The sequence below is a fragment of the Pantoea sp. B65 genome (assembly GCF_047308185.1).
Taxonomy (GTDB): Bacteria; Pseudomonadota; Gammaproteobacteria; order Enterobacterales; family Enterobacteriaceae; genus Erwinia.
Map to the genome: position 1 here is coordinate 273313 of NZ_JAHXPU010000016.1, position 20404 is coordinate 293716.

Genomic DNA, 20404 nt, shown 5'->3' on the forward strand with positions numbered 1-20404 from the left:
ACAGGGGCCAGGCTGAACCTGGCCCCTGTGGATTACAGTACCAGACCGGCAATCGATGCCGACAGTACGCTGACCAGCGTCGAACCGTACAGCAGTTTCAGGCCGAAGCGCGAAACCACATTGCCCTGCTCTTCATTCAGGCCTTTAATCGCACCGGCGACAATCCCGATGGAAGAGAAGTTGGCGAAAGAGACCAGGAACACGGACAGGATGCCTTCACCGCGTGGTGACAGCTGACCGGCGATTTTCTGCAGATCCATCATGGCGACAAATTCGTTAGAAACCAGTTTGGTGGCCATAATACTGCCGACCTGCAGCGCTTCATTTGCCGGAACGCCCATTACCCAGGCAAACGGGAAGAACACATAGCCGAGAATGCCCTGGAAACTGATGCCGAAAATGGTATCAAACAGCGCATTGATCGCCGAAATCAGCGCGATAAAACCGATCAGCATCGCCGCAACGATAATCGCCACTTTGAAACCGGCCAGAATATATTCGCCCAGCATCTCGAAGAAGCTCTGGCCTTTATGCGCATTGCTCAGTTGCAGATCTTCTTCGTTGTCCACACGGTACGGGTTAATCAGCGACAGCACGATAAAGGTACTGAACATATTCAGGATCAGCGCAGCAACTACATACTTTGGCTGCAGCATGGTCATATACGCGCCGACAATCGACATGGAAACCGTCGACATTGCGGTGGCGGCCATGGTGTACATGCGACGCTGCGACATTTTGCCGAGAATATCCTTATAGGCGATAAAGTTTTCTGACTGTCCCAAAATCAGCGAGCTTACCGCATTGAAGGATTCCAGCTTGCCCATGCCGTTGACTTTCGACAGCAGGGTACCGATCGCACGGATAATCACTGGCAGAATGCGGAAATGCTGCAAAATACCAATCAGTGCGGAGATAAACACGATAGGGCAGAGTACGTTCAGGAAGAAGAACGCCAGGCCTTTATCATTCATACCACCAAAGACAAAGCCCGTTCCCTGTGCTGCGTATTTCAGCAGTTTTTCAAAGAGCCCCGAGAAGCCTTGTACAAATCCGAGGCCGATTTCCGAGTTCAGGAAGAACCAGGCAAGCAGAACCTCAATCACCAGCAGCTGTATGACAAAACGAACGCGGATGTTTTTACGATCGCTGCTGACCAGTAGGGCCAGTAACGCCACAACCCCCAGCGCCAAAGCAAAGTGCAGAATACGGGACATGATTGCTCCAAATTTGAGGCAGGTTATATTTCGCTGTGTATTCTATGTAACGTCGAGCGCAAAAACGAGATCTTCGCCACATTATAATAATTACCTATCATGACTAAGATCAGAAAAGCTTGATAGATCACATCCCTGAGAGCACGCGCCTGAAGAGGCGAGAGTTGTGAAGCATCGCGATTTAACTTACAGTGAAATCTATTGCTCATTTTTTAGCAGTAATTTATTGTCACTGTTTATATAGCACAGGCTATACTTTATAGCGCTGGCTATCACAGCAATAGCCATAATCGAATTCTATCGCGCCTGACAATCCGTATGCTAAAGGAAGGTTAAGCGTTCAGGTAAGGGTCACCACTATGTCAGAGAGCCGTACCGCGGAACGTGTAGCACGCGGAGCCAGAAGAGTTAAATTAGCTCTGCTGGGACCTGCATTTATTGCGGCGATTGGCTACATCGATCCCGGCAATTTTGCCACTAATATCCAGGCCGGGGCCTCTTACGGCTATAAACTGCTGTGGGTGGTGGTGTGGGCCAATGTTATGGCGATGCTGATCCAGCTGATGTCGGCCAAACTCGGCATCGCTACCGGGAAAAATCTGGCGGAACATATTCGCGATCGCTTCCCCCGTCCGACAGTATGGCTCTACTGGGTACAGGCGGAAATTATCGCCATGGCGACCGATCTGGCGGAATTTATCGGCGCGGCGATTGGCTTTAAGCTACTGCTCGGCGTCTCCCTGTTGCAGGGCGCGGTGCTGACCGGTATCGCCACCTTCCTGATCCTGATGTTGCAAAGCCGCGGGCAAAAGCCACTGGAGCTGGTGATCGCCGGTCTGCTGCTGTTTGTCGCGGCGGCTTATATTGTCGAACTGTTCTTTTCGCAGCCGAAAATGGTCGATCTGCTGCAAGGCATGGCGTTTCCGTCGCTGCCAACCTCTGATGCGGTGCTGCTTGCCGCTGGGGTGCTCGGCGCCACCATTATGCCGCATGTCATCTATCTACACTCCGCGCTGACGCAGGTTGGTGAAAAGAGTAGCCGTGCGCAACGCTACTCCTCGACCAAGCTGGATGTGGCGATTGCCATGACCATCGCCGGATTTGTTAACCTCGCGATGATGGCAACGGCGGCCGCGGCATTCCACTTTAGCGGTAACAGCGGGATTGCCGATCTGGAACAAGCCTATCTGACGCTGCAGCCATTGCTGGGTCATGCTGCGGCGACGGTATTTAGTCTTAGCCTGGTTGCCGCCGGATTGTCGTCAACCGTCGTGGGTACTCTGGCGGGACAGGTGGTCATGCAGGGGTTTATCCGCTTCCATATTCCGCTGTGGGTACGGCGCGTGGTAACCATGCTGCCGTCGTTTATCGTGATTATGGCGGGCTGGGATCCAACGCGTATTCTGGTGATGAGCCAGGTATTGCTCAGCTTCGGTATCGCGCTGGCGCTGGTGCCGCTACTGGCTTTTACCGGCAATCGCGAAATCATGGGCGATATGGTGAATTCGCGTCTGATGCAAAATGCCGGCAGAGTGATCGTGTTGCTGGTAGTGGCGCTGAATCTCTATCTGCTGCTGGGGATGGCGTTCGGCTGGTAAGCCCTCAGCGCTGGCTTTTGCTCATCTCCGGTAGCTCACCTATGCTATCTGGGTAAGCAAAGATTTCTATTCGCCGGGATCGTCCCATTCCTGGCGCCTGCCACACTTTCTTGATCTAACCACAACAACAGGAAATGCAATCTATTTTCTGCTTACCGGGTCTTATTCCCAACCGGATGGGGGCACAATGCCTTCATTAAACAGTCACGTAAGCAACGTAAAGCAGGTTTAAGGGAGGCGACGACCAAATAGCGACTCTGTGAGGTCTGCATCCATGAACGAACATCTCTCCAAACAACCCGATCGCCGGGCGGCGTTAAAACAGATAGCGGCCGTTTCTGTTCTGGCGGTCACCGGGGTGGCCGGGTTTACATTACCTGCGGTATCGGTAGCGGCGGTAATGAGCAAAGAACAACGCGATAAAATGACACCGAATGATGTTATTACCCACTTTAAAAAAGGCAATCAGCGCTTTCGCGACGGCAAAATGTTGCGCCATGATTACCTGGCGCAGAAGCGCGGCAGTCGTGCCGGACAGTATCCGCTGGCGGTTATTTTGAGCTGTATCGATTCACGCGCGCCGGCGGAAATTTTGCTGGATACCGGGATCGGTGAAACCTTTAATTCCCGGGTGGCGGGTAATATTGAAAACGGCGATATTCTCGGCAGTCTGGAATTTGCCTGTGCTCTGGCCGGCGCTAAAGTGGTGCTGGTGATGGGGCATACTTCCTGCGGCGCGGTGAAAGGGGCGATTAATAATGCCGAATTAGGCAACCTGACCGGCCTGCTGAATAAGATCAAACCGGCTATTGCCAGAACCGTCTATGAGGGGAAGCGAAGCGGGGATAATTATGGTTTTGTCGATGCGGTGGCTAAAACCAATGTGCAAATGACCGTTGAAGATATCCGTAAAGACAGTCCGGTGCTGAAAAAACTGGAAGACGAAGGAAAGATCAAGATTGTCGGCAGTCTGTACCATCTGGAGGGCGGCCGCGTCGAATTTTTCTGATTGTCATCTGCGGGCGGCAGTCATGCCGCCCGTTGCTGGCCGATTGATTAATGGTCGTGGCCGCGATGATCTTCCCAGTCCGGGCCCGGACCGCCACGGTGGTCATGCTCGTCAGGACCACCCGGACCACGGCCACGCTGATGATGTTCCCATTGGCGACGACGTTGTTCTTCGCGCCACGCCTGCTGGCGCTCCCATTCCTGATGACGGCGCCACTCCTCCTGACGCCACCAGCGGCCTTCATTCCAGCGGTAATTATCGCGCCACCAGCGATCATCGCGCCAGCGGTCACCGTCCCAGTAGTGTCCGCGATCATCGCGATCGCCCAGATGCAGGGTAATGCCAGGTGCTATGGTGATGTCGGCGCTATTGGCTTGTGCTGTGGTAATAGCCAAAGGCGATAAGCTTGCCAGTACGGCGGCAAAAATAATGGCACGTTGCATATTATCTCCTTATCAGCGGTTTACTGCGCCGCTGTGTCAGGCAAGACTATCCTGAGATCTCGCCACTGGCATTCCGGTAGCGTCTGAAAAAATTGAGGAAAGTCTGATTTGGGATTTATCTGGAGGGGAACGCCCGCCATCAGTGATGGCGGGGAGAACGACTAGAGTAAAATGGCTTCAATCTGTTCCAGCTGTTGGGCGCTGAACTGGCGGTTAGCCAGCATTCCGACAGCATCATCAATCTGGCTGGTTTTACTGGCGCCGATTAATACTGAGGTAACGCGATCGCCGCGTAACACCCAGGCCAGCGCCATTTGCGACAATTTCTGGCCGCGTTCGCCGGCCAGCTGATTCAGCTGACGCACTTTCGCCATTTTCTCTGCGGTCAGCTGCTCGCTGTTGAGGAAGCGGCTGCCGCTGGCGGCGCGAGAGTCTTCGGGAATGCCCTGCAGATAGCGATCGGTTAACACGCCACCGGCCAGCGGCGAGAAAGCGATACTGCCGACGCCGCCCTGTTGCAGCACATCCAGCAGACCGGCTTCCGGCGTGCGTTCAAACATTGAGTATTTTGGCTGATGGATCAGGCATGGGGTGCCGAGATCGCGCAGAATGGCGATCGCCTGTTCAGCCAGCGGCGCCGGATAGTTGGAAATCGCCGCATACAGCGCTTTCCCCTGGCGCACCAGATGATCGAGCGCGGTCATGGTCTCTTCCAGCGGCGTTTCCGGATCTGGCCGGTGGTGATAGAAGATATCGACATACTCAAGGCCCATACGTTTCAGGCTTTGATCGAGGCTGGAAACCAGATATTTGCGCGAACCCCAGTCGCCATAAGGGCCATCCCACATGGTATAGCCCGCTTTCGACGAAATAATTAATTCATCGCGGTACGGGCGGAAGTCTTCACGCAGAATACGGCCAAAGTTCTCTTCAGCCGAACCCGGTGGTGGGCCATAATTATTGGCGAGGTCAAAATGGGTAATGCCACGATCAAAAGCATGGCGCAGCAGATTGCGGCTATTATCTACCAGCGTGCTATCGCCAAAGTTATGCCATAAACCGAGAGAGATTGCCGGAAGCCTCAGTCCGCTGCGTCCACAGCGGCGATACTCCATCTGTTGATAACGCCCGGCATCGGGAAGATAGTGCATGTTTTTAATCCTGCAATTTAACGGCGGAAGCCATACAGCTTAGCAGTGTATGCGGTTACACTAATCCAATCCGCGCGGCGGATCGCAACTTACAGATTTTTCTGTCGGCGTAACAGGTAACAATAGCGCCAGCCATTTTGACTCAGGCTTCACCTTTCTTCCCGCTGAGCGTTGTTGTTTTATCGGGGGAAATTTATAGTGTTACTCATTGACTTAAACGGAGCAGCAGCGGAATGACAAAATATGCTTTGGTAGGTGATGTTGGTGGCACCAACGCGCGCCTTGCCCTGTGCGAACTGGAAACCGGCAGCATTTCACAGGCCAAAACCTTCTCAACATCAGAATATGAAAACCTTGAAGCGGTTATTCGCGTTTATCTTGATGAGCAGAAACAGGATATTCAGGATGGCTGCATTGCCATCGCCTGCCCGGTGACGGAAGACTGGGTAGAGATGACCAATCACGACTGGGCCTTTTCCATCAAACAGATGAAGGCGAACCTCGGTCTGCAGCATCTTGAGGTGATTAACGATTTTACCGCCGTATCGATGGCTATCCCGATGCTGTCAGCGGCGGATGTGATTCAGTTTGGTGGCGAAGCGCCGATTGACGGTCGGCCGATTGCGGTTTACGGCGCCGGTACCGGGCTGGGGGTGGCGCATTTAGTCCATGTCGCTAAACGCTGGATCAGTCTGCCGGGCGAGGGCGGCCATGTTGATTTTGCACCCAACAGTGAAGAGGAAGATCTGATCCTCGAAGTGCTGCGTCCTGAACTGGGCCATGTTTCCGCCGAGCGCCTGCTCTCCGGTGGCGGGCTGGTTAATCTCTATCGGGCGATTGTTAAATCAGATGACCGTGTACCAGAAAACCTGAAACCGCGGGATGTTACGGAGCGGGCGCTGGCGGATAGCTGCATTGACTGTCGGCGTGCGCTGTCGCTGTTCTGTGTGATTATGGGACGCTTTGGCGGCAATCTGGCGCTGACGCTGGGGACCTTCGGTGGGGTGTATATTGCCGGTGGCATCGTGCCACGTTTCCTTGAGTTCTTTAAAGCGTCGGGTTTCCGCGCGGCCTTTGAAGATAAAGGGCGTTTTAAAGATTATGTCTCAGAAATTCCGGTCTATCTGATCACGCACGATCAGCCAGGTCTGCTGGGTGCCGGGGCGCATCTGCGCCAGACCTTAGGCCGCGTTCTGTAACTGACGGTGACGCCCTCTGCAGGCAGTGGCGAGGGCGGTAACCGGTTACAAGCGCATTAACTGGCGAAATTCCTTTACCTTACTTCTGCTGACCGGTACCTGAAAATCCAGATCGCGCAGTTTGAGAATATAGGTATTGTTAAACCAGGGTTCGATCTCGCGGATCTTGCTGAGATTGACGCACCACGAGCGGTGACAACGGAAAAAATACTCTTCCGGCAACCGGCTGCAAAATTCAGTGATATTCATCGACATCACATACTCTTCCCGCCGCGTATAGACGAAGGTCATCTTTTCATGTGCTTCGGCATAGTAGATATCATTGATATCGGTGACGATAATGCGCTCATCTTTCTCTAAATTAATGGTCATGGCGGTGTTACGCGGCGCAGGCCCGCCGGCATTTTGCCCCGGCAGGTTTTGCTGATGGCTGGCTTCCAGCTTACGCAGCATGGTGACAATCCGCGATTCGTGGTAGGGCTTGAGGATGTAGTCAAAGGCTTCCAGCTCAAAGGCTTCTACCGCATGCTCTTTCCAGGCGGTAATAAAGACGATCAGCGGTTTATCGGCAAACTTACTGATATTTTGCGCCAGCAGCACGCCATCCAGCGAGGGGATATTAATGTCGAGAAAGATCACGTCCACCTGATGGTTTTGCAGGTATTTCAGCACATCAAGGCCATCATCAAAGCTGGCGGCAATCTTTATCTGGCTATGCTGTTGAATCAACCAGCTCAGCTCTTGCTGCGCCAGAAACTCATCTTCAACAATAATCGCATTCACAGGCTTTTCCCCAATAACCGCGGCCTGTCAGACCGAAAGTGAGACATTATTCTCGGGCAGTGAACTGCCATTTTTACTGATATAGAAGGCAATTTCAGTGCCGGGATTGAGTCGGTAGATCTGCAACCCTTCGCCATATAACAGCCGGACGCGGTGATGCACATTGAGCAGGCCGATCTTATTGCCGGGCATTTCATTATTTTCCACGCGCGCCATCACTTCATCACTGATGCCATTACCGGTATCGCGTACTGAAATTCGCACCCGATCGCCCTGGTCCTGCACCGCCAGCACCACCACCCCTTTCCCGCGGCAGGGCTGAATACCGTGCACAATGGCGTTCTCCACCAGTGGCTGGATCAGCAGGCTCGGCACTTTGCAGGCGACATCTTCATCAATTTCATAAATGACCGTCAGTTTATCGCCAAAGCGCGCCTGCTCAATGGCGATATAGTCTTTCACCTGATACAGCTCTTTTTTAATATCGATGGTGTCATCGTCATTCAGTTCAAGGTTGTAGCGCAGATAGCGCGACAGATTAATGATCAGCTGGCGTGCGGTATCGGGATTAAGGCGAATGGACGATGAAATGGCATTGAGCGCATTAAACAGAAAATGCGGGTTAATCTTGCTCTGCAGGGCGCGTAACTCGGCCTTGTTGGCCATTTCACGCAGCTGTTCAGCGCGTGATACCTCCAGCTGAGTGGAGATAATTTGTGACAGACCGACCGCCATCTCTTTTAACGACCAGGTGATACGGTGCGCATGGCGATAGTAGATCTTCAGCGTGCCGGTTACTTCGCCTTTTTCGCGCAACGGAATCACGATCATGGAGTGGATCTCCGGGGTGCGATGAGCCTCATCATTGTTTTTAATGATAATTTTCCCGGTGGAAATCGCCTGAGCGGTGGTCGGGCTAATGCCGGTATCGCCGTTGGTATAGTTACGTTCGCCAAAGCCGACGTAGGCGAGGATCTGGTGTTTATTGGTCATCGCTACCGCATCGGCATTGATATCGCTGCGGATAATATCGCACACCTTGCGCAGCGACTGGCTGTTAACCTGGCGAAACAGCGGCAGGGTTTTATTGGCGATATCCAGCGCCAGCTTAGCCTGACGCGCGGCAACCGCCTCTTTTTCCCCTTCCACGCTCTGCACCAGCAGCACAATCAGACCGATACACACCGCGCCGAGGATCATTGGAATGGCAATTTCCGAGATAATCGCCACCCCCAACGATTTCGGTTCGGCCCACAGCACAATTAACAACATGGTCAGCGATTCGCACAGCATGCCGCCGAAGATACCGACGCTCCACTGCTTATCTTTAGCGACTTTCAGATTGATCCAGCCGGCGATAAAACCGGCGGTAATACTGGTAATTAAGCAGGGAACGGAAGTTACGCCATGAATATCGATCAGGAAGCGGTGCACCCCGGCGATCACCCCGGTGGCAATACCGACCCACGGCCCAAACAGAATACCGCCGGACATCACCGCGATCACCCGCACGTTAACCAGCGAGCCATCAACGTTAATCCCGGTCCAGGTACTGAACAGGGCAAATAGCGAGAAGATGGCGGTCACCGCCACCAGCTCAAGGCGCGAATGCTCATCTTTTTGCAATAGCTGGCGGAACTGACGCGTACGCGTCATAAAGAACAGGCTGATAAGCATCAGTGCCGCGCGGTCAAAAACCGCCAGCAGCATATCGAAAATGGATTGCACAGGCATCCCGTAAGACTAAGGCTGAAGTCCCAATAATAAGGAAACTCACGGTAATGTGCCAGCAGGTGCGCAGCAGTGTGGCGCAAAGGCGGTTTAGATCAATTTTGCCCGCAATGGCGCTTTTTTTAAAAATGCCCTGGCTGACGTCCGGGTATGATGGCGAACAGCAGGATGAGGGGGGGATTACTTCAACCTTGTGTCTGCCCCGGTCAGAATGAGGGGGATTTGTCGTTACTGACAAATGTCACGAATGCCATATCAGCGACCGGGCTTAGCGTGACAATGACATCAGCGCAAAATGGAGAGCATCCATATCCACCCGGCTATTTCGCTGCTATTGAATATCGACAGCCGGCAGCGGCTTATCGCGATGATGGTAGGTTACCACCACCGCGCCACCATCCGCTGCGGCATTAACGCCGCCGCAGCTGCGCCATCAGCTTAAGATTAAACTCGGGGAAACGTTGCGACGGGTACCGCAGAGAGCGGCCCCATGGCTGGTATTGGCTGTTGCCAGGGCGCAGATCACCAATGAGCGTCATCCCGAGCCCTTGATCGCTATCTTCCCTGTAATGGCATTCTTCTCGCATCAGGCGTCAGCGCCGTAATTAAGGAAATCAGACTAAGTAAAAGGGGATTATCTATTTCCTGTACCGCCAGTTTTCATTCGGGTGGCGCAGCGCGCACTGGCGCAACCCGGCAGGCAAAGCGGTGGTTTTGGTCGCTGGCTAATACAACCCTGATGAGCAGTACATCACGGTAACGGGCTAACTCGCGGCGTAGTCTGGCATTTATCGTGCGGATAGCGGCAGGAATGTTATCGATATAGCGCGCTACTATAAGCTGTTGTTCCCCTGGTAACCGCTAACTGCGATGCGACAGTAAACAAAAGCGGAATAAAACCGGGCTGACCTTAAAGTAAAATTTCCCGTTTTGGAGAGAGAAATATGTATCTGACCACTGAGCGCTTGCGGTTAAGCAAGCTGCAACCTGAAGACTGGCAGCTATTTCAGGCAGTGCATAACGATCAGGCGATCATGCGCTGGATTGGGGCGATCCCGACGGTTAATGATGTGCGTCAGCGGTTTACCGAGCGTCTGGCGCCGTGGCAAACCACCAGTTATCACATGCTGTGCCTGGTGATCCGCCAGCAGCAGAGCGGTGAGGCCGTGGGGCTGCTGGGGGCAAATCCGGCCTGGATCCCGCATCGTCAGGTGGAAGTAGGCTACTCGCTGCTGGCGGCACACTGGGGCAACGGCTATGCCAGCGAGGCGCTTGGCGCCTTATGTCAGTTTCTCAGCCGCGAATGCGAATTTCATAAACTCACCGCTTCAGTGGTGGAGGGCAACTGGCGGTCGCGGCGGGTGCTGGAGAAAAATGGTTTTCAGCTGGAGGGCACGTTGCGGGACAATTATCTGTTGCGCGACCAGTGGGTGAACGATTGGGTGTTTGGTCGCCTGCCGGATGATAAATAAAAAAATTTTATCCCACCACTCGACAGTCGACGAAAGAGTGCGATATGTTCATTCTTCGACCACCACAGTGGTCAGCGTCGCTCGGACGGTCCGGGCGCTTACGTAAATCAGAGGACTCTATGGCTGACAACAGCTCTGCTCGTCGTTTTTCCCGTATTGAACGTCTCCCGCCGTATGTTTTTAACATTACCGCTGAACTGAAAATGGCTGCGCGTCGGCGCGGCGAAGATATTATCGATTTCAGTATGGGTAACCCGGATGGCCCCACGCCGCCGCATATTGTGGAAAAACTCTGTACTGTCGCCCAGCGTGAAGATACCCACGGTTACTCCACCTCACGCGGCATTCCTCGTTTACGTCGGGCGATCTCGCGCTGGTATGCCGATCGCTATCAGGTGGAGATCGATGCTGAGTCGGAAGCGATTGTCACCATTGGCTCCAAAGAGGGGCTGGCGCATCTGATGCTGGCCACCCTCGACCATGGCGATATGGTGCTGGTGCCCAATCCCAGTTATCCGATCCATATCTACGGCGCGGTAATTGCCGGTGCGCAGGTGCGTTCTGTGCCGCTGGTGGAAGGGGTTGATTTCTTTAACGAACTGGAGCGGGCGATTCGCGAAAGCTATCCAAAACCGAAAATGATGATCCTCGGTTTCCCGTCCAACCCGACGGCGCAGTGTGTTGAGCTGGACTTTTTCGAGCGTGTGATTGCGCTGGCGAAACAGTACAACGTGCTGGTGATCCACGATCTGGCGTACGCCGATATCGTCTACGATGGCTGGAAAGCGCCGTCAATTATGCAGGTGCCAGGCGCGCGCGATGTGGCGGTGGAGTTTTTCACCCTGTCGAAAAGTTACAATATGGCGGGCTGGCGCATTGGTTTTATGGTGGGTAATAAAGAGCTGGTTAACGCGCTGGCGCGGATCAAAAGCTATCACGATTACGGTACCTTTACTCCGTTGCAGGTGGCGGCGATTGCGGCGCTGGAAGGCGATCAGCAATGCGTGCGCGATATTGCCGAACAGTATAAGCGCCGTCGCGATGTGCTGGTGAAAGGTCTGCATGAAGCTGGCTGGATGGTGGAATTACCGAAGGCCTCGATGTATGTCTGGGCGAAAATTCCCGACCATTATGCGCATTTAGGTTCACTGGAGTTTGCCAAACATATGCTGCAGGAAGCAAAAGTGTGCGTGTCGCCAGGTATTGGTTTTGGCGATTATGGCGATACCCATGTGCGTTTTGCGCTGATTGAAAATAGCGATCGTATTCGCCAGGCGGTTAGAGGGATTAAAGCGATGTTCCGCGCCGATGGCATTCTGCCGCTCACGGCGAAGAGCGGGGACGCGGAAGAGTAAGCGCTGAGCCGCCCCTGAAGACCTGCGGTAGCTGAAAATTATACGGGAGCCATAAATGGCTCCCGCTATATAATTCCATACCCGGTAAATTTTTAGCTCAGGGAGTATAAACCCTGTGCTACACCATCAGCATAAAAGTACCAACCCAGACCAACAGGAAGAATGAGATTCCCATCAAAGCGTATTTCACCAGACAACTCCTCTGAGCGGCTGCGACAACGGCGATCCCAAACCCGCGCAACACAAACAGAACGGGAAAAAAGGCGAGCTTATTAGGGTGCCTCACGCTTTTATCCCGGGTAGCTTCAGGTAACCCGAAGCAGGATCGCGACTAATCTACGCTGAATATCCGGCAAAATAAATAGACTTGTTCTGAGACATTCCTCACATTTATTTTACTAAAATCTGTGGCACTACCGACATACCCACCCGCAGGCGCGCAAGGTCCGGTTGATCGGGATCCAGCACAATTTTTACCGGCAGACGCTGCACCACTTTAGTGAAATTTCCTGTGGCGTTATCGGCGGTAATCGCGGAGAAAGTACTGCCGGTAGCCGGCGCCACGCTGTCAACATGACCACGGAATTTGGCCCCTGGCAGGGCATCAACGGTGATGGTCACCGGCAGTCCACTGCGCACATTGGCCAACTGGGTTTCAAGAAAATTCGCCACCACATAGCTTTGCTGCAGCGGGACCACCGCCAGTAAGCGCGTTCCGGCTGAAACAAACGCTCCCTGACGTACCGCGCGCTGGCCGACGGTACCCTCGACCGGCGCGCTGATGCGGGTATAGGAGAGGTTCAGCCGCGCCTGGTCAACACTGGCCTGCGCCGCAGCAATATCCGCCTGCGCCTGCTTCAGACTGGCCTGCAGAATACCGACCTCTTTATTGGCCGCCACTACCGCCGCCTGATCCTGCTGTACCTGAGCGGCAGCGGAACGCATGGTGGAACTGGCTTTCTGCTGTTCGTCGGCCGTCGCGGTACCGGTTTTTAACAGCCGCTGATAGCGGTCAGCATTCTGACCGGCATAGCTGAGCGTTGCCTGGCTGGAGGTCACCGCGGCCCGTTTCTGATTGATCACCGCCTGCTGCTGTTCCAGTTGCGCTTCAATACTGCTGAGCTTGGCGTTACTGATTTGCAGGTTGGCGGCGGCGGTTTCCAGAGCGACGCGGTAGTCGCGGTCGTCGAGCGTTGCCAGCAGATCGCCTGCTTTGACCTGCTGATTATCGCTGACATTCACGCTGGCGATATAGCCGGAGATCTTCGGCGCCACCAGCGTGTAATCGGCGGTGACATAAGCATCATTAGTACGATAATCGTTGTGGTGCAGGCTGGACCAGGTAAACAACGCCATCGCCAGCAGAATAACCAGCAACAGGACCAGCAGAAGAGTTCGTTTTGCAGGAGTGAAACGCATAATCATTTTCCCGGGGTGTGCGTGACAGGTTGAATAAGAGTTTGCGGCGGCCAGACGCGTTTCGGCAGCCAGGCAGTAAGCAGCACCAGCAAAATGGCAAAGCCAATCAGCATCAGATAGGTATCACTGATACTCAGCACCATCGCCTGATGTTTCACCAGCGTGGAAAACTGGCTGATATTTTCGCTGGAACTGATGCTGCCGTCTGGCAGCAGTGGTGCGGTTGCGCTGGCGCTGGCCGATGACCCGGCGCTCATTAGCCAGCTGCGGTTTGCCGCCTGATCGAGCAGGCTGTGAGAGTGAAATTTCTCCCGCTGGCTGAGAAAACACGCCACCAGCGTTCCGCCCGCCACGCTGGAGAAACCGCGCACGGTATTGAACATCGCCGAGGCAAACGGACCTTCCGGCGGCAGCACCACGCTGGTGGCGCTCATCAGAACCGGCATAATCATCATCGGCTGACCAAAGGCCTGCAGAATCTGGATCAGCCAGAAATTGTCGCGTGCCCACTCGCTGGTTAACTGCGCGCCCATCAGGCAGGAGGCCACGATCAGCGCCACGCCGCAGGTCAGCATCCAGCGGCAATCAATCCAGCGCAGATTAAGCAGTGCGGCCAGCAACGGGGCGATAATCAGCTGCGGCAGGCCGATAGTCAGCGCCAGCGGCGCAAACTGCAGCGTGCGGAACCCCTCCACCTGGGCGAAATAGGCGGAAGGCAGCGCCGACCCGGAAAGCGCCACGGTCAGGAGTCCGGCCAGCACCAGTAAACCGTGGGCGAGGTTTTTGCGCGCCAGCATCTGCAGACGAAACAGCGGCAGTGGATGGAACCACTCATTAATCAGGAACACCAGCAGCAAGGCGCAGGCGCTCAGCAGCATCGCGCTAATCAGCGGCGAGTCAAACCAGTCCAGTCGCTCGCCCTGCACCAGCGCCATAATCAGCAATGCCATGCCGCTACAACCGGTGATCATGCCAAACAGGTCAATCTGCTGGAAGCGTTCGAAACGGGTGGGATCCTGTGGCAGACCCCAGCCAATCAACAGTGTAGCGATCAGCATCGGCGGCACTATTTGCCAGAACACAAACTGCCAGCCGACGGCATCGGTCCAGAATGCCGCCAGCGCGGCGGCCAGATTGGGACCAAAGGTCGCGCTTAACGCATAGCCGCTTAAGCCAAACAGTTTAATCGGCGGCGGCAAGAAACGCAGGGCGACGGTCATTAGCATCGGCGGCAGCGCGCCGCCGAGAATACCCTGCAAAACCCGCAGCGTAATAAACAGCGGCAGGTTAGTGGCAAAGGGCAGCAGCGCGCCAATCGCGGCGAAGCCAAGCGCCACGCTGAGGGTGAAGCGGCGCAGTGACAGGGTGACCGCAAACCACGGGGCAATCATCATTGCCGCAACTTCCGCCGCCTGATACACCGCCACAATCCAGCTACCCTGGTCATAGCTAATCCCCAGCGCCGCACGGACGTCAGCCAGCGCGATATCGGTAACGCGATCGTTTAAGCCTGAAGTGAGTGCTGCAATCAGCACGCCAACTAAACCCAGCGCCAGGCGCAGGGTAAAAGGATGGGGGGCAGGAGCCGCAGTGGGCTGGCTGTTCATAGCAGATGATCCATAATAAACTCTTATATTCGATGCACTGTATTGCGATGTGATACAGCGACGCGCATATTACATCGCGGTTTAATGTATTGCAATGTGGTACAGGCTGTAAAAAGTGCGCATTTAGCGTTAAAGTAACCGCGCGCCGGAAAGGAAGAGAACATCATGTCTGACAACCCTCAACGCAGTGACGATGAAAAAGCGGGTGGCATTCAGGTTATTGCGCGAGCTGCGAAAATACTGAATGTTTTAGGTGAGCAACCCAATGGAATGAGCCTTGGTGAGATTGCACTGGCGGTCGATTTGCCGCGATCTACCGTACAACGTATTGTGGCGGCACTGGATTCGGTGCAAATGATTCGGATTCACGGCGCGGGTGGCGTACGTCTCGGCCCGGCGCTGTTGCGCTTGCTGTCCGGGGTGCATCACGATGTGGTGGAGCTGGCCCGTCCCAATCTGCAGGCGCTATCTGATGCCACCGGCGAGACCGTCTCGCTGGCGCGCCCGAGCGGCACCCAGCTGGCGATTGTGCATTACGTGGTGGCCGAAGGGGAACTGCGCGTGGTCCCGCGGCTGGGCCTGAATCTGCCGCTTTACAGCACCTCGGGTGGCCGCGCGCTGCTGGCGCTGGAGAGTGATGAAGATGCCCGCACCCTGGTGGGCGATGCTTATGCGGCGATGACCGAAAATACGATAAAAACCCTGCCTGAGCTGCTGGCGCATTTGAAAGAGGTGCGTAAAACTGGCATCTCGTACGATCGTGGGGAAACCCTTGAAGGCATCTCTACCATGGCGGTCGCCATTGATACGGTGCTGGGGCGTTTCTGTATTTCATTACTGGTACCTTGCACACGTTTTCAGAAGAATGAAGCGCGCTATCGTGCGGAAATCCTGAAGTGTAAAGAGGCCATGATGCGTGATATCGGTAAACTTACTGCTCGCGATTAATCGGAGAATAATATGAAGACGCTGTTAGTAGCTGTCGATAATTCAGCTGTCGCCCGCAAGGTGGTTTCGCTGGCGATTGAGCAGGCCCTGGCGCAACCGGCTGAAGTGGTGGTGTTGTGCTGTGTGGATGCCACCTATTATGCCGGCAGCCCGCCGCTGGAGCTGACCGCCGGTGAGGATCCGGCGGATTTTGGCCGCGCTCAGGATGAGCAGAACACCGCCGAGGCGGCGGTACGCCATGCGCTGGCCGAACTGTTGCGTGCCGGTGTCAATGCGCGTGGTCGGGTCATTGCCGGTGAGGCGGGTGAAACCATTGTTGCCCAGGCTAATGAGCTGCAGGCAACGATGATTATTATGGGACGTCGCCACCTGTCGCCATTTAACCGCCTGTTAAAAGGCTCGGTCAGTGCCGCGGTCATTGAGCGTGCCTGTTGTCCGGTGCTGGTCGATGTGCGCGTCGACTGACGGTTGCGGCTAATTTCCAGACCCATATAGCGCTCGCCCTTATCAGCTACTGTCGGTACGCTTTAGAGGGCGGGGGTGTCTGTGTCCGCACTGCCTGCGAACCTGTCCAACTAAGCGGAAACCGTTTTGTATAACCCAACTATTATCCCTTCCCTTATCGCGCTGGTGGTGTTGTCAGCGCTGGCGCTGTTGTTGGTAAAAAGGGGCCATATCAGGCGCCGGCTGGCGCTGTTGTTGGTGATTGCGCCGCTGCTGCTGGGCAATATTATCTGGCTGCAGTGGATTTATCCGCAGCAGCAGCGGGCGGCAAAGATTGCCGCCGCGCAACAGCAACTGGCGACGACACCGGCTTATCGCGTTATCCGGCAACAGCAGCCGACACTCTATAAACAACTGAATGATGAGCTGGCGGCGGCGGTGGATAACGGCATGCCAACGGCGGAAGCCATCGGTCAGTTGCGTCCGCAACTGGCGGATCTGCTGAATGAGCGGATTGGCCGTGCTGAAGACGACAATATCATTCGCTATATGCAGCTCTCAGTAAGCCAGATGCAGAACCTGCGGCAACAATCCGGCGATCTCTGCTTTAAATTTTTATTTCCGCAAATCAGTGGTGGCGTCAATACCGAACAGCTATTGCCGAAAGAACTGCAGCAACAAGATCTGCAGCAGATGGAGGCGCTGTTAAAAGCCAGTAGCGGGGCGGATAAACCTATCGATTTAACGGCCGCCCGTCAGAGCCTGCGAGGGATTGTGCGTACACTGTATGCCAAATGGGGGGGCGAGCTGCAGCTGCTCAATGCGCCAACCGACAGTCATGTCGATCGCGATCATATGTGTGATATGACCACCGACCTGTATCGCGCCGTATTGGCACTTCCACCTAAACAATCTGCCAACGTTTTACGTATGATGCTGAGCAGCAACGCCGGATAAGTGACAAAAAAAGCCCGCTCGCCGCGGGCCGAATTAAGTCAAGTTATTGTAATAACGTTTAAAAAAACCTGGTGTAGTGCAGACAGCCTTCGCCGTCTGAAAAGCATAATGTCATCAGTGTGCGGATAGCTCTATTCGTTTAAGTGAATCGATTCAATTGGTAAAAGATTGTAATTGCTGACGCAATTAAGCCTCATTCCGATTGTTGACTTCGGCTGGGTTGCTATCATGCCGCATCAAGTGAGGAAAAATGATGAAAATCAATATGGTCAGCGCACTGGCGCTGCTTTTATTAGCTGGCTGTACTTCCAGCAAACCCGGCGCCTTTGAAAAGGTCGATGAAGATCCGCTGTCGAATACCGTGCAGTATCGTTTTAATCCCCACACGGTTAACCGCGATGCAATGCTCAGCGATCTTTCATCCTATTGCGGGCACCGCGGTTTTGATATGGCCGAACCTTTGCCGGAACAGGACAGTAACCTGCCCGGTTTAAAGAAAGTCTGGTATCAGTGCAACTATAGCATTAAAAGTTAATTTGCCTGGTGAGAGTCAGCGCTGGGCAAAAGAATGGGCGGGAAAGTATTCCCGCCCAATTTGCTTTATATTTATTATATTGCTGTGTGCAGGCTTTGCCTGTCTGTTTCCGGCGCGATAAATATCGCCCGTTGCGGCTATCTGCCGCGATGATAACCGCCGCCATGGCCACCGCCGTGCCAGCCGCCATGGCCACCGCCATGCCAGCCGCCGCCATGATGATATCCCGGGCCAACAATACAACCACTTAACATGGTCATTAGAGCTATCACTGAAACCGCTTTAATTATTTTTTTCATGGTTTACTTCCTTTCTCTTTTCAATGACTACCACTCTACGAGATAAAAGTGGAGAAATAATGCCGGCATTGTAGAGTTATTTGGGGAGGTATTAAAATTTATTTCATAAAGAAAAGGGGGGGCAATTTTCAGGAGTAAGGGAATAAGAATTGGCTGAATGAGCGGTTATAATAAAAGGAATTTTCTGAAAAGCAATAAAAATAAAATACTCCTATTCCGGCGATAGAGGTCGATAGTCATAACTCTGGTACGGCAGCCGGCATTGTACCGCTGGCGGGCACGCGCCCATGCCTACGCTGGCGAAAAAGAGGGTGAACTCAGATTAAAATACTTAATGTTTTGGCTGAATTATCCTGGCGCTGGCTGCCGCTGTTTAAGCGGGTTCAGGCCTCAGGCTGACGCCATCTGCTACGCCTGGGAAAGCATAAAAACCGCATTAAAGATAATCCTGTCGCCGCCGATATAACTGCTATGCATATCCTGCAAAGGGGAGCTAAGAGCGAAACCAGGTGATGATTAAAACCGAAATATTCCCGCTAGAAACTATATTGCAATATATTAGAGGCGATAACTAAATGAACTTTATTCATAATGTCCGTATTAGACGTATGATACTGGCAATTCTGGTCGTGTTTACACTTTTGTGGGGCGGGGTATCATTCTTTTCATTATATTCCCTGAGCAATATGACACAAGAGATTGAACTGACGAATGTTCAGCAATTAAATGGCGATATTATTAATGGCGCCAGTGACCGTTATTACAAGGTTGCCATGGGGATGAGTGCCATCCTTACGGCTGGTGGTGATTCGCGCGCGCGTGTTGACGAAGCCGCAAATGATGTCGAGTTTCTGAAACAGGGACTGGCACAGTTCAAGGTAACTGACCACGCTAACATTAATACTAACTCTATTGATGACATCTACAATAGCTCCCTGCAGCTTTTCACCGAAGCTGTGGTGCCCATGCTGAATGCGACACGACAGAATGACCGCGCGACTTTCGATAAACTTTTCAATGATAAATACAATCCGCTACGGTTGAAGTTCAGCGTCGCCATCGAAAAATATAACCAAACTATCAGCGAACTGAAGACACAAGCACAGGTTCGTATCCTGGCATGGGTCTACTGGTGCAAAGTGATTCTGGTGATTGCGATGGCTATTGGTGTGACGGTGCTGATTGCAACTGACCGCTATCTTGCCGTTCTGATGGGCCACCGTTTAGAGAAGGTCAAGGCGCATCTGCAGAAACTGTCAACCGGCCAGCTGGATACGTCGCTGGAAGAGATGGGGCGTAACGAGATTGGTCAGCTGATTCCGTTTGTCAGCACCATGCAGAACAACTGGGTAAAAACCGTCGATGAGATCCGCCAGGTTGCCAGTGAAATCTACCAGGGTAGTGGTGAAATCGCCGCCGGTAACACGAATTTATCATCGCGTACCGAAGAGCAGGCTGCTGCCCTGAGCGAGACCGCTGCCAGTATGGAGCAACTGGGTGCGGTAGTGAAACAGAATGCGGATAACGCCCACCAGGCCAGCATGCTGGCGCAGGATGCCTCTAAAGCGGCCAACAATGGCGGCGAGGTGATGAAAGCGGTAAATATCAGCATGCATAACATCAGTCAGAGTTCACAAAAAATCTCTGACATCATCAGCGTAATCGACAGCATCGCGTTCCAGACCAATATCCTGGCGCTGAACGCCGCGGTAGAAGCGGCGCGTGCCGGAGAACAGGGGCGTGGATTTGCGGTGGTGGCGAGTGAGGTCAGGAATCTGGCGCAGCGCAGCGCATCGGCGGCAAAAGAGATCAAGACCCTGATCGATGAGTCGGTAGGTAATGTGAAGAGCGGCCATGAGCAGGTTGAACTGGCGAGCAATTCGATGGAGAACATCCTGAAGACCGTGGTTAACGTAACCGATCTGATGGAAGAGATTGCCTCTGCCTCCAGCGAACAGAGCCAGGGGATTTCTCAGGTCGGTATTGCGATCACCCAGATGGATGGTGTGACCCAGCAAAACGCCGCACTGGTGGAAGAGTCTTCCGCCACCTCTTCTTCCCTGGAAGATCAGGCTCATCATCTGACTGATGTGGTCTCGGTGTTCAAACTGCCAGGTGTGGTCAATGCCTCTGCCGGACGGCGGGAGAAGAAGCCAGCGGCTAAAAAACCTGTCAGTTCATCAGCCAAAGTAGACGCTGGCAATCAGGACTGGGCATCGTTCTGATTTACTCCGCGA

20 protein-coding genes are annotated in these 20404 nt (G+C 53.8%); 11 read left to right on the forward strand and 9 right to left on the reverse strand.

Annotation, left to right across the window (positions count from 1 at the left end; genetic code table 11):
* Window positions 1-32: 32 nt before the first annotated feature.
* Window positions 33-1217, reverse strand: a complete 1185-nt coding sequence (locus tag JWF83_RS06675; RefSeq protein ID WP_413649408.1) for a NupC/NupG family nucleoside CNT transporter — start codon at window positions 1215-1217, stop codon at window positions 33-35.
* 359 nt (window positions 1218-1576) lie between these two features.
* Here JWF83_RS06675 and JWF83_RS06680 point away from each other — a divergent pair, with 359 nt between their 5' ends.
* Together JWF83_RS06680 and JWF83_RS06685 are read left to right on the forward strand one after the other, a co-directional pair.
* Entirely contained in the window at window positions 1577-2815 is a 1239-nt protein-coding gene (locus JWF83_RS06680; protein WP_413649409.1) for an Nramp family divalent metal transporter, read from the forward strand.
* A gap of 274 nt (window positions 2816-3089) precedes the next feature.
* Window positions 3090-3824, forward strand: coding sequence for a carbonic anhydrase (locus JWF83_RS06685; protein ID WP_413649410.1), 735 nt, complete (start codon window positions 3090-3092; stop codon window positions 3822-3824).
* A 47-nt stretch (window positions 3825-3871) separates the two neighbouring features.
* On the opposite strand, the gene JWF83_RS06690 is transcribed toward JWF83_RS06685, so the two are convergent.
* Together JWF83_RS06690 and mgrA are read right to left on the reverse strand one after the other, a co-directional pair.
* Entirely contained in the window at window positions 3872-4267 is a 396-nt protein-coding gene (locus JWF83_RS06690; protein ID WP_413649411.1) for a DUF2502 domain-containing protein, read from the reverse strand.
* A 161-nt stretch (window positions 4268-4428) separates the two neighbouring features.
* Window positions 4429-5418: an L-glyceraldehyde 3-phosphate reductase gene (gene mgrA, locus JWF83_RS06695; protein ID WP_413649412.1), complete on the reverse strand. Its 990-nt coding sequence runs from the start codon at window positions 5416-5418 to the stop codon at window positions 4429-4431.
* Window positions 5419-5651: 233 nt separating this feature from the next.
* Here mgrA and glk point away from each other — a divergent pair, with 233 nt between their 5' ends.
* Entirely contained in the window at window positions 5652-6617 is a 966-nt protein-coding gene (gene glk, locus JWF83_RS06700) for a glucokinase (protein ID WP_413649413.1), read from the forward strand.
* Between the two features lie 45 nt (window positions 6618-6662).
* On the opposite strand, the gene JWF83_RS06705 is transcribed toward glk, so the two are convergent.
* Both JWF83_RS06705 and JWF83_RS06710 read right to left on the reverse strand, forming a co-directional pair.
* On the reverse strand, window positions 6663-7400 hold the full coding sequence (locus JWF83_RS06705) for a LytR/AlgR family response regulator transcription factor (protein WP_413649414.1): 738 nt from the start codon (window positions 7398-7400) through the stop codon (window positions 6663-6665).
* Window positions 7401-7427: 27 nt separating this feature from the next.
* Window positions 7428-9110 (reverse strand): LytS/YhcK type 5TM receptor domain-containing protein, encoded by a 1683-nt coding sequence (locus JWF83_RS06710; protein WP_413649445.1) that lies wholly within the window; start codon window positions 9108-9110, stop codon window positions 7428-7430.
* Window positions 9111-9426: 316 nt separating this feature from the next.
* On the opposite strand from JWF83_RS06710, the gene JWF83_RS06715 reads away from it, so the two are divergent.
* The 3 genes from JWF83_RS06715 to alaC all read left to right on the forward strand — a co-directional run bounded on the left by JWF83_RS06715 (window position 9427) and on the right by alaC (window position 11958).
* Window positions 9427-9573 (forward strand): hypothetical protein, encoded by a 147-nt coding sequence (locus JWF83_RS06715; RefSeq protein ID WP_413649415.1) that lies wholly within the window; start codon window positions 9427-9429, stop codon window positions 9571-9573.
* A 502-nt stretch (window positions 9574-10075) separates the two neighbouring features.
* Window positions 10076-10603 carry a GNAT family N-acetyltransferase gene (locus JWF83_RS06720; RefSeq protein WP_413649416.1) on the forward strand — a complete coding sequence of 176 codons (528 nt, stop codon included), beginning with the start codon at window positions 10076-10078 and terminating at the stop codon, window positions 10601-10603.
* A 119-nt stretch (window positions 10604-10722) separates the two neighbouring features.
* Window positions 10723-11958, forward strand: coding sequence for an alanine transaminase (alaC, locus tag JWF83_RS06725; protein ID WP_413649417.1), 1236 nt, complete (start codon window positions 10723-10725; stop codon window positions 11956-11958).
* A 118-nt stretch (window positions 11959-12076) separates the two neighbouring features.
* Here the strand turns inward: alaC and ypdK are convergent, their stop codons facing one another.
* The 3 genes from ypdK to JWF83_RS06740 all read right to left on the reverse strand — a co-directional run bounded on the left by ypdK (window position 12077) and on the right by JWF83_RS06740 (window position 14984).
* On the reverse strand, window positions 12077-12148 hold the full coding sequence (gene ypdK, locus JWF83_RS06730; RefSeq protein WP_413649446.1) for a membrane protein YpdK: 72 nt from the start codon (window positions 12146-12148) through the stop codon (window positions 12077-12079).
* 200 nt (window positions 12149-12348) lie between these two features.
* Entirely contained in the window at window positions 12349-13377 is a 1029-nt protein-coding gene (locus tag JWF83_RS06735; protein WP_413649418.1) for an efflux RND transporter periplasmic adaptor subunit, read from the reverse strand.
* Between the two features lie 2 nt (window positions 13378-13379).
* Window positions 13380-14984, reverse strand: a complete 1605-nt coding sequence (locus tag JWF83_RS06740; RefSeq protein WP_413649419.1) for an MFS transporter — start codon at window positions 14982-14984, stop codon at window positions 13380-13382.
* A gap of 165 nt (window positions 14985-15149) precedes the next feature.
* On the opposite strand from JWF83_RS06740, the gene JWF83_RS06745 reads away from it, so the two are divergent.
* The 4 genes from JWF83_RS06745 (at window position 15150) to JWF83_RS06760 (ending at window position 17868) form a co-directional block, all read left to right on the forward strand.
* Window positions 15150-15932 carry an IclR family transcriptional regulator gene (locus JWF83_RS06745; protein ID WP_413649420.1) on the forward strand — a complete coding sequence of 261 codons (783 nt, stop codon included), beginning with the start codon at window positions 15150-15152 and terminating at the stop codon, window positions 15930-15932.
* 12 nt (window positions 15933-15944) lie between these two features.
* Window positions 15945-16397, forward strand: coding sequence for a universal stress protein (locus JWF83_RS06750; protein ID WP_413649421.1), 453 nt, complete (start codon window positions 15945-15947; stop codon window positions 16395-16397).
* Between the two features lie 126 nt (window positions 16398-16523).
* On the forward strand, window positions 16524-17333 hold the full coding sequence (locus tag JWF83_RS06755) for a hypothetical protein (RefSeq protein ID WP_413649422.1): 810 nt from the start codon (window positions 16524-16526) through the stop codon (window positions 17331-17333).
* Window positions 17334-17586: 253 nt separating this feature from the next.
* Window positions 17587-17868, forward strand: coding sequence for a hypothetical protein (locus JWF83_RS06760; RefSeq protein WP_413649447.1), 282 nt, complete (start codon window positions 17587-17589; stop codon window positions 17866-17868).
* Between the two features lie 137 nt (window positions 17869-18005).
* Here the strand turns inward: JWF83_RS06760 and JWF83_RS06765 are convergent, their stop codons facing one another.
* Complete coding sequence (locus JWF83_RS06765; protein ID WP_413649423.1) at window positions 18006-18167, reverse strand: hypothetical protein; 162 nt, start codon at window positions 18165-18167, stop codon at window positions 18006-18008.
* Between the two features lie 575 nt (window positions 18168-18742).
* Between JWF83_RS06765 and JWF83_RS06770 the strand changes: the two genes are divergently transcribed.
* Complete coding sequence (locus JWF83_RS06770; RefSeq protein ID WP_413649424.1) at window positions 18743-20392, forward strand: methyl-accepting chemotaxis protein; 1650 nt, start codon at window positions 18743-18745, stop codon at window positions 20390-20392.
* The last annotated feature ends 12 nt before the right edge of the window (window positions 20393-20404 follow it).

Bases quoted from the DNA above. Each gene is read 5' to 3' on its own strand.
- JWF83_RS06675 (WP_413649408.1), bottom strand. From the start codon at position 1,217: ATGTCCCGTATTCTGCACTTTGCTTTGGCGCTGGGGGTTGTGGCGTTA.
- JWF83_RS06680 (WP_413649409.1), top strand. From the start codon at position 1,577: ATGTCAGAGAGCCGTACCGCGGAACGTGTAGCACGCGGAGCCAGAAGA.
- JWF83_RS06685 (WP_413649410.1), top strand. From the start codon at position 3,090: ATGAACGAACATCTCTCCAAACAACCCGATCGCCGGGCGGCGTTAAAA.
- JWF83_RS06690 (WP_413649411.1), bottom strand. From the start codon at position 4,267: ATGCAACGTGCCATTATTTTTGCCGCCGTACTGGCAAGCTTATCGCCT.
- mgrA (WP_413649412.1), bottom strand. From the start codon at position 5,418: ATGCACTATCTTCCCGATGCCGGGCGTTATCAACAGATGGAGTATCGC.
- glk (WP_413649413.1), top strand. From the start codon at position 5,652: ATGACAAAATATGCTTTGGTAGGTGATGTTGGTGGCACCAACGCGCGC.
- JWF83_RS06710 (WP_413649445.1), bottom strand. From the start codon at position 9,110: ATGCTGCTGGCGGTTTTTGACCGCGCGGCACTGATGCTTATCAGCCTG.
- JWF83_RS06715 (WP_413649415.1), top strand. From the start codon at position 9,427: ATGGAGAGCATCCATATCCACCCGGCTATTTCGCTGCTATTGAATATC.
- JWF83_RS06720 (WP_413649416.1), top strand. From the start codon at position 10,076: ATGTATCTGACCACTGAGCGCTTGCGGTTAAGCAAGCTGCAACCTGAA.
- alaC (WP_413649417.1), top strand. From the start codon at position 10,723: ATGGCTGACAACAGCTCTGCTCGTCGTTTTTCCCGTATTGAACGTCTC.
- JWF83_RS06735 (WP_413649418.1), bottom strand. From the start codon at position 13,377: ATGCGTTTCACTCCTGCAAAACGAACTCTTCTGCTGGTCCTGTTGCTG.
- JWF83_RS06740 (WP_413649419.1), bottom strand. From the start codon at position 14,984: ATGAACAGCCAGCCCACTGCGGCTCCTGCCCCCCATCCTTTTACCCTG.
- JWF83_RS06745 (WP_413649420.1), top strand. From the start codon at position 15,150: ATGTCTGACAACCCTCAACGCAGTGACGATGAAAAAGCGGGTGGCATT.
- JWF83_RS06750 (WP_413649421.1), top strand. From the start codon at position 15,945: ATGAAGACGCTGTTAGTAGCTGTCGATAATTCAGCTGTCGCCCGCAAG.
- JWF83_RS06760 (WP_413649447.1), top strand. From the start codon at position 17,587: ATGAAAATCAATATGGTCAGCGCACTGGCGCTGCTTTTATTAGCTGGC.
- JWF83_RS06765 (WP_413649423.1), bottom strand. From the start codon at position 18,167: ATGAAAAAAATAATTAAAGCGGTTTCAGTGATAGCTCTAATGACCATG.
- JWF83_RS06770 (WP_413649424.1), top strand. From the start codon at position 18,743: ATGAACTTTATTCATAATGTCCGTATTAGACGTATGATACTGGCAATT.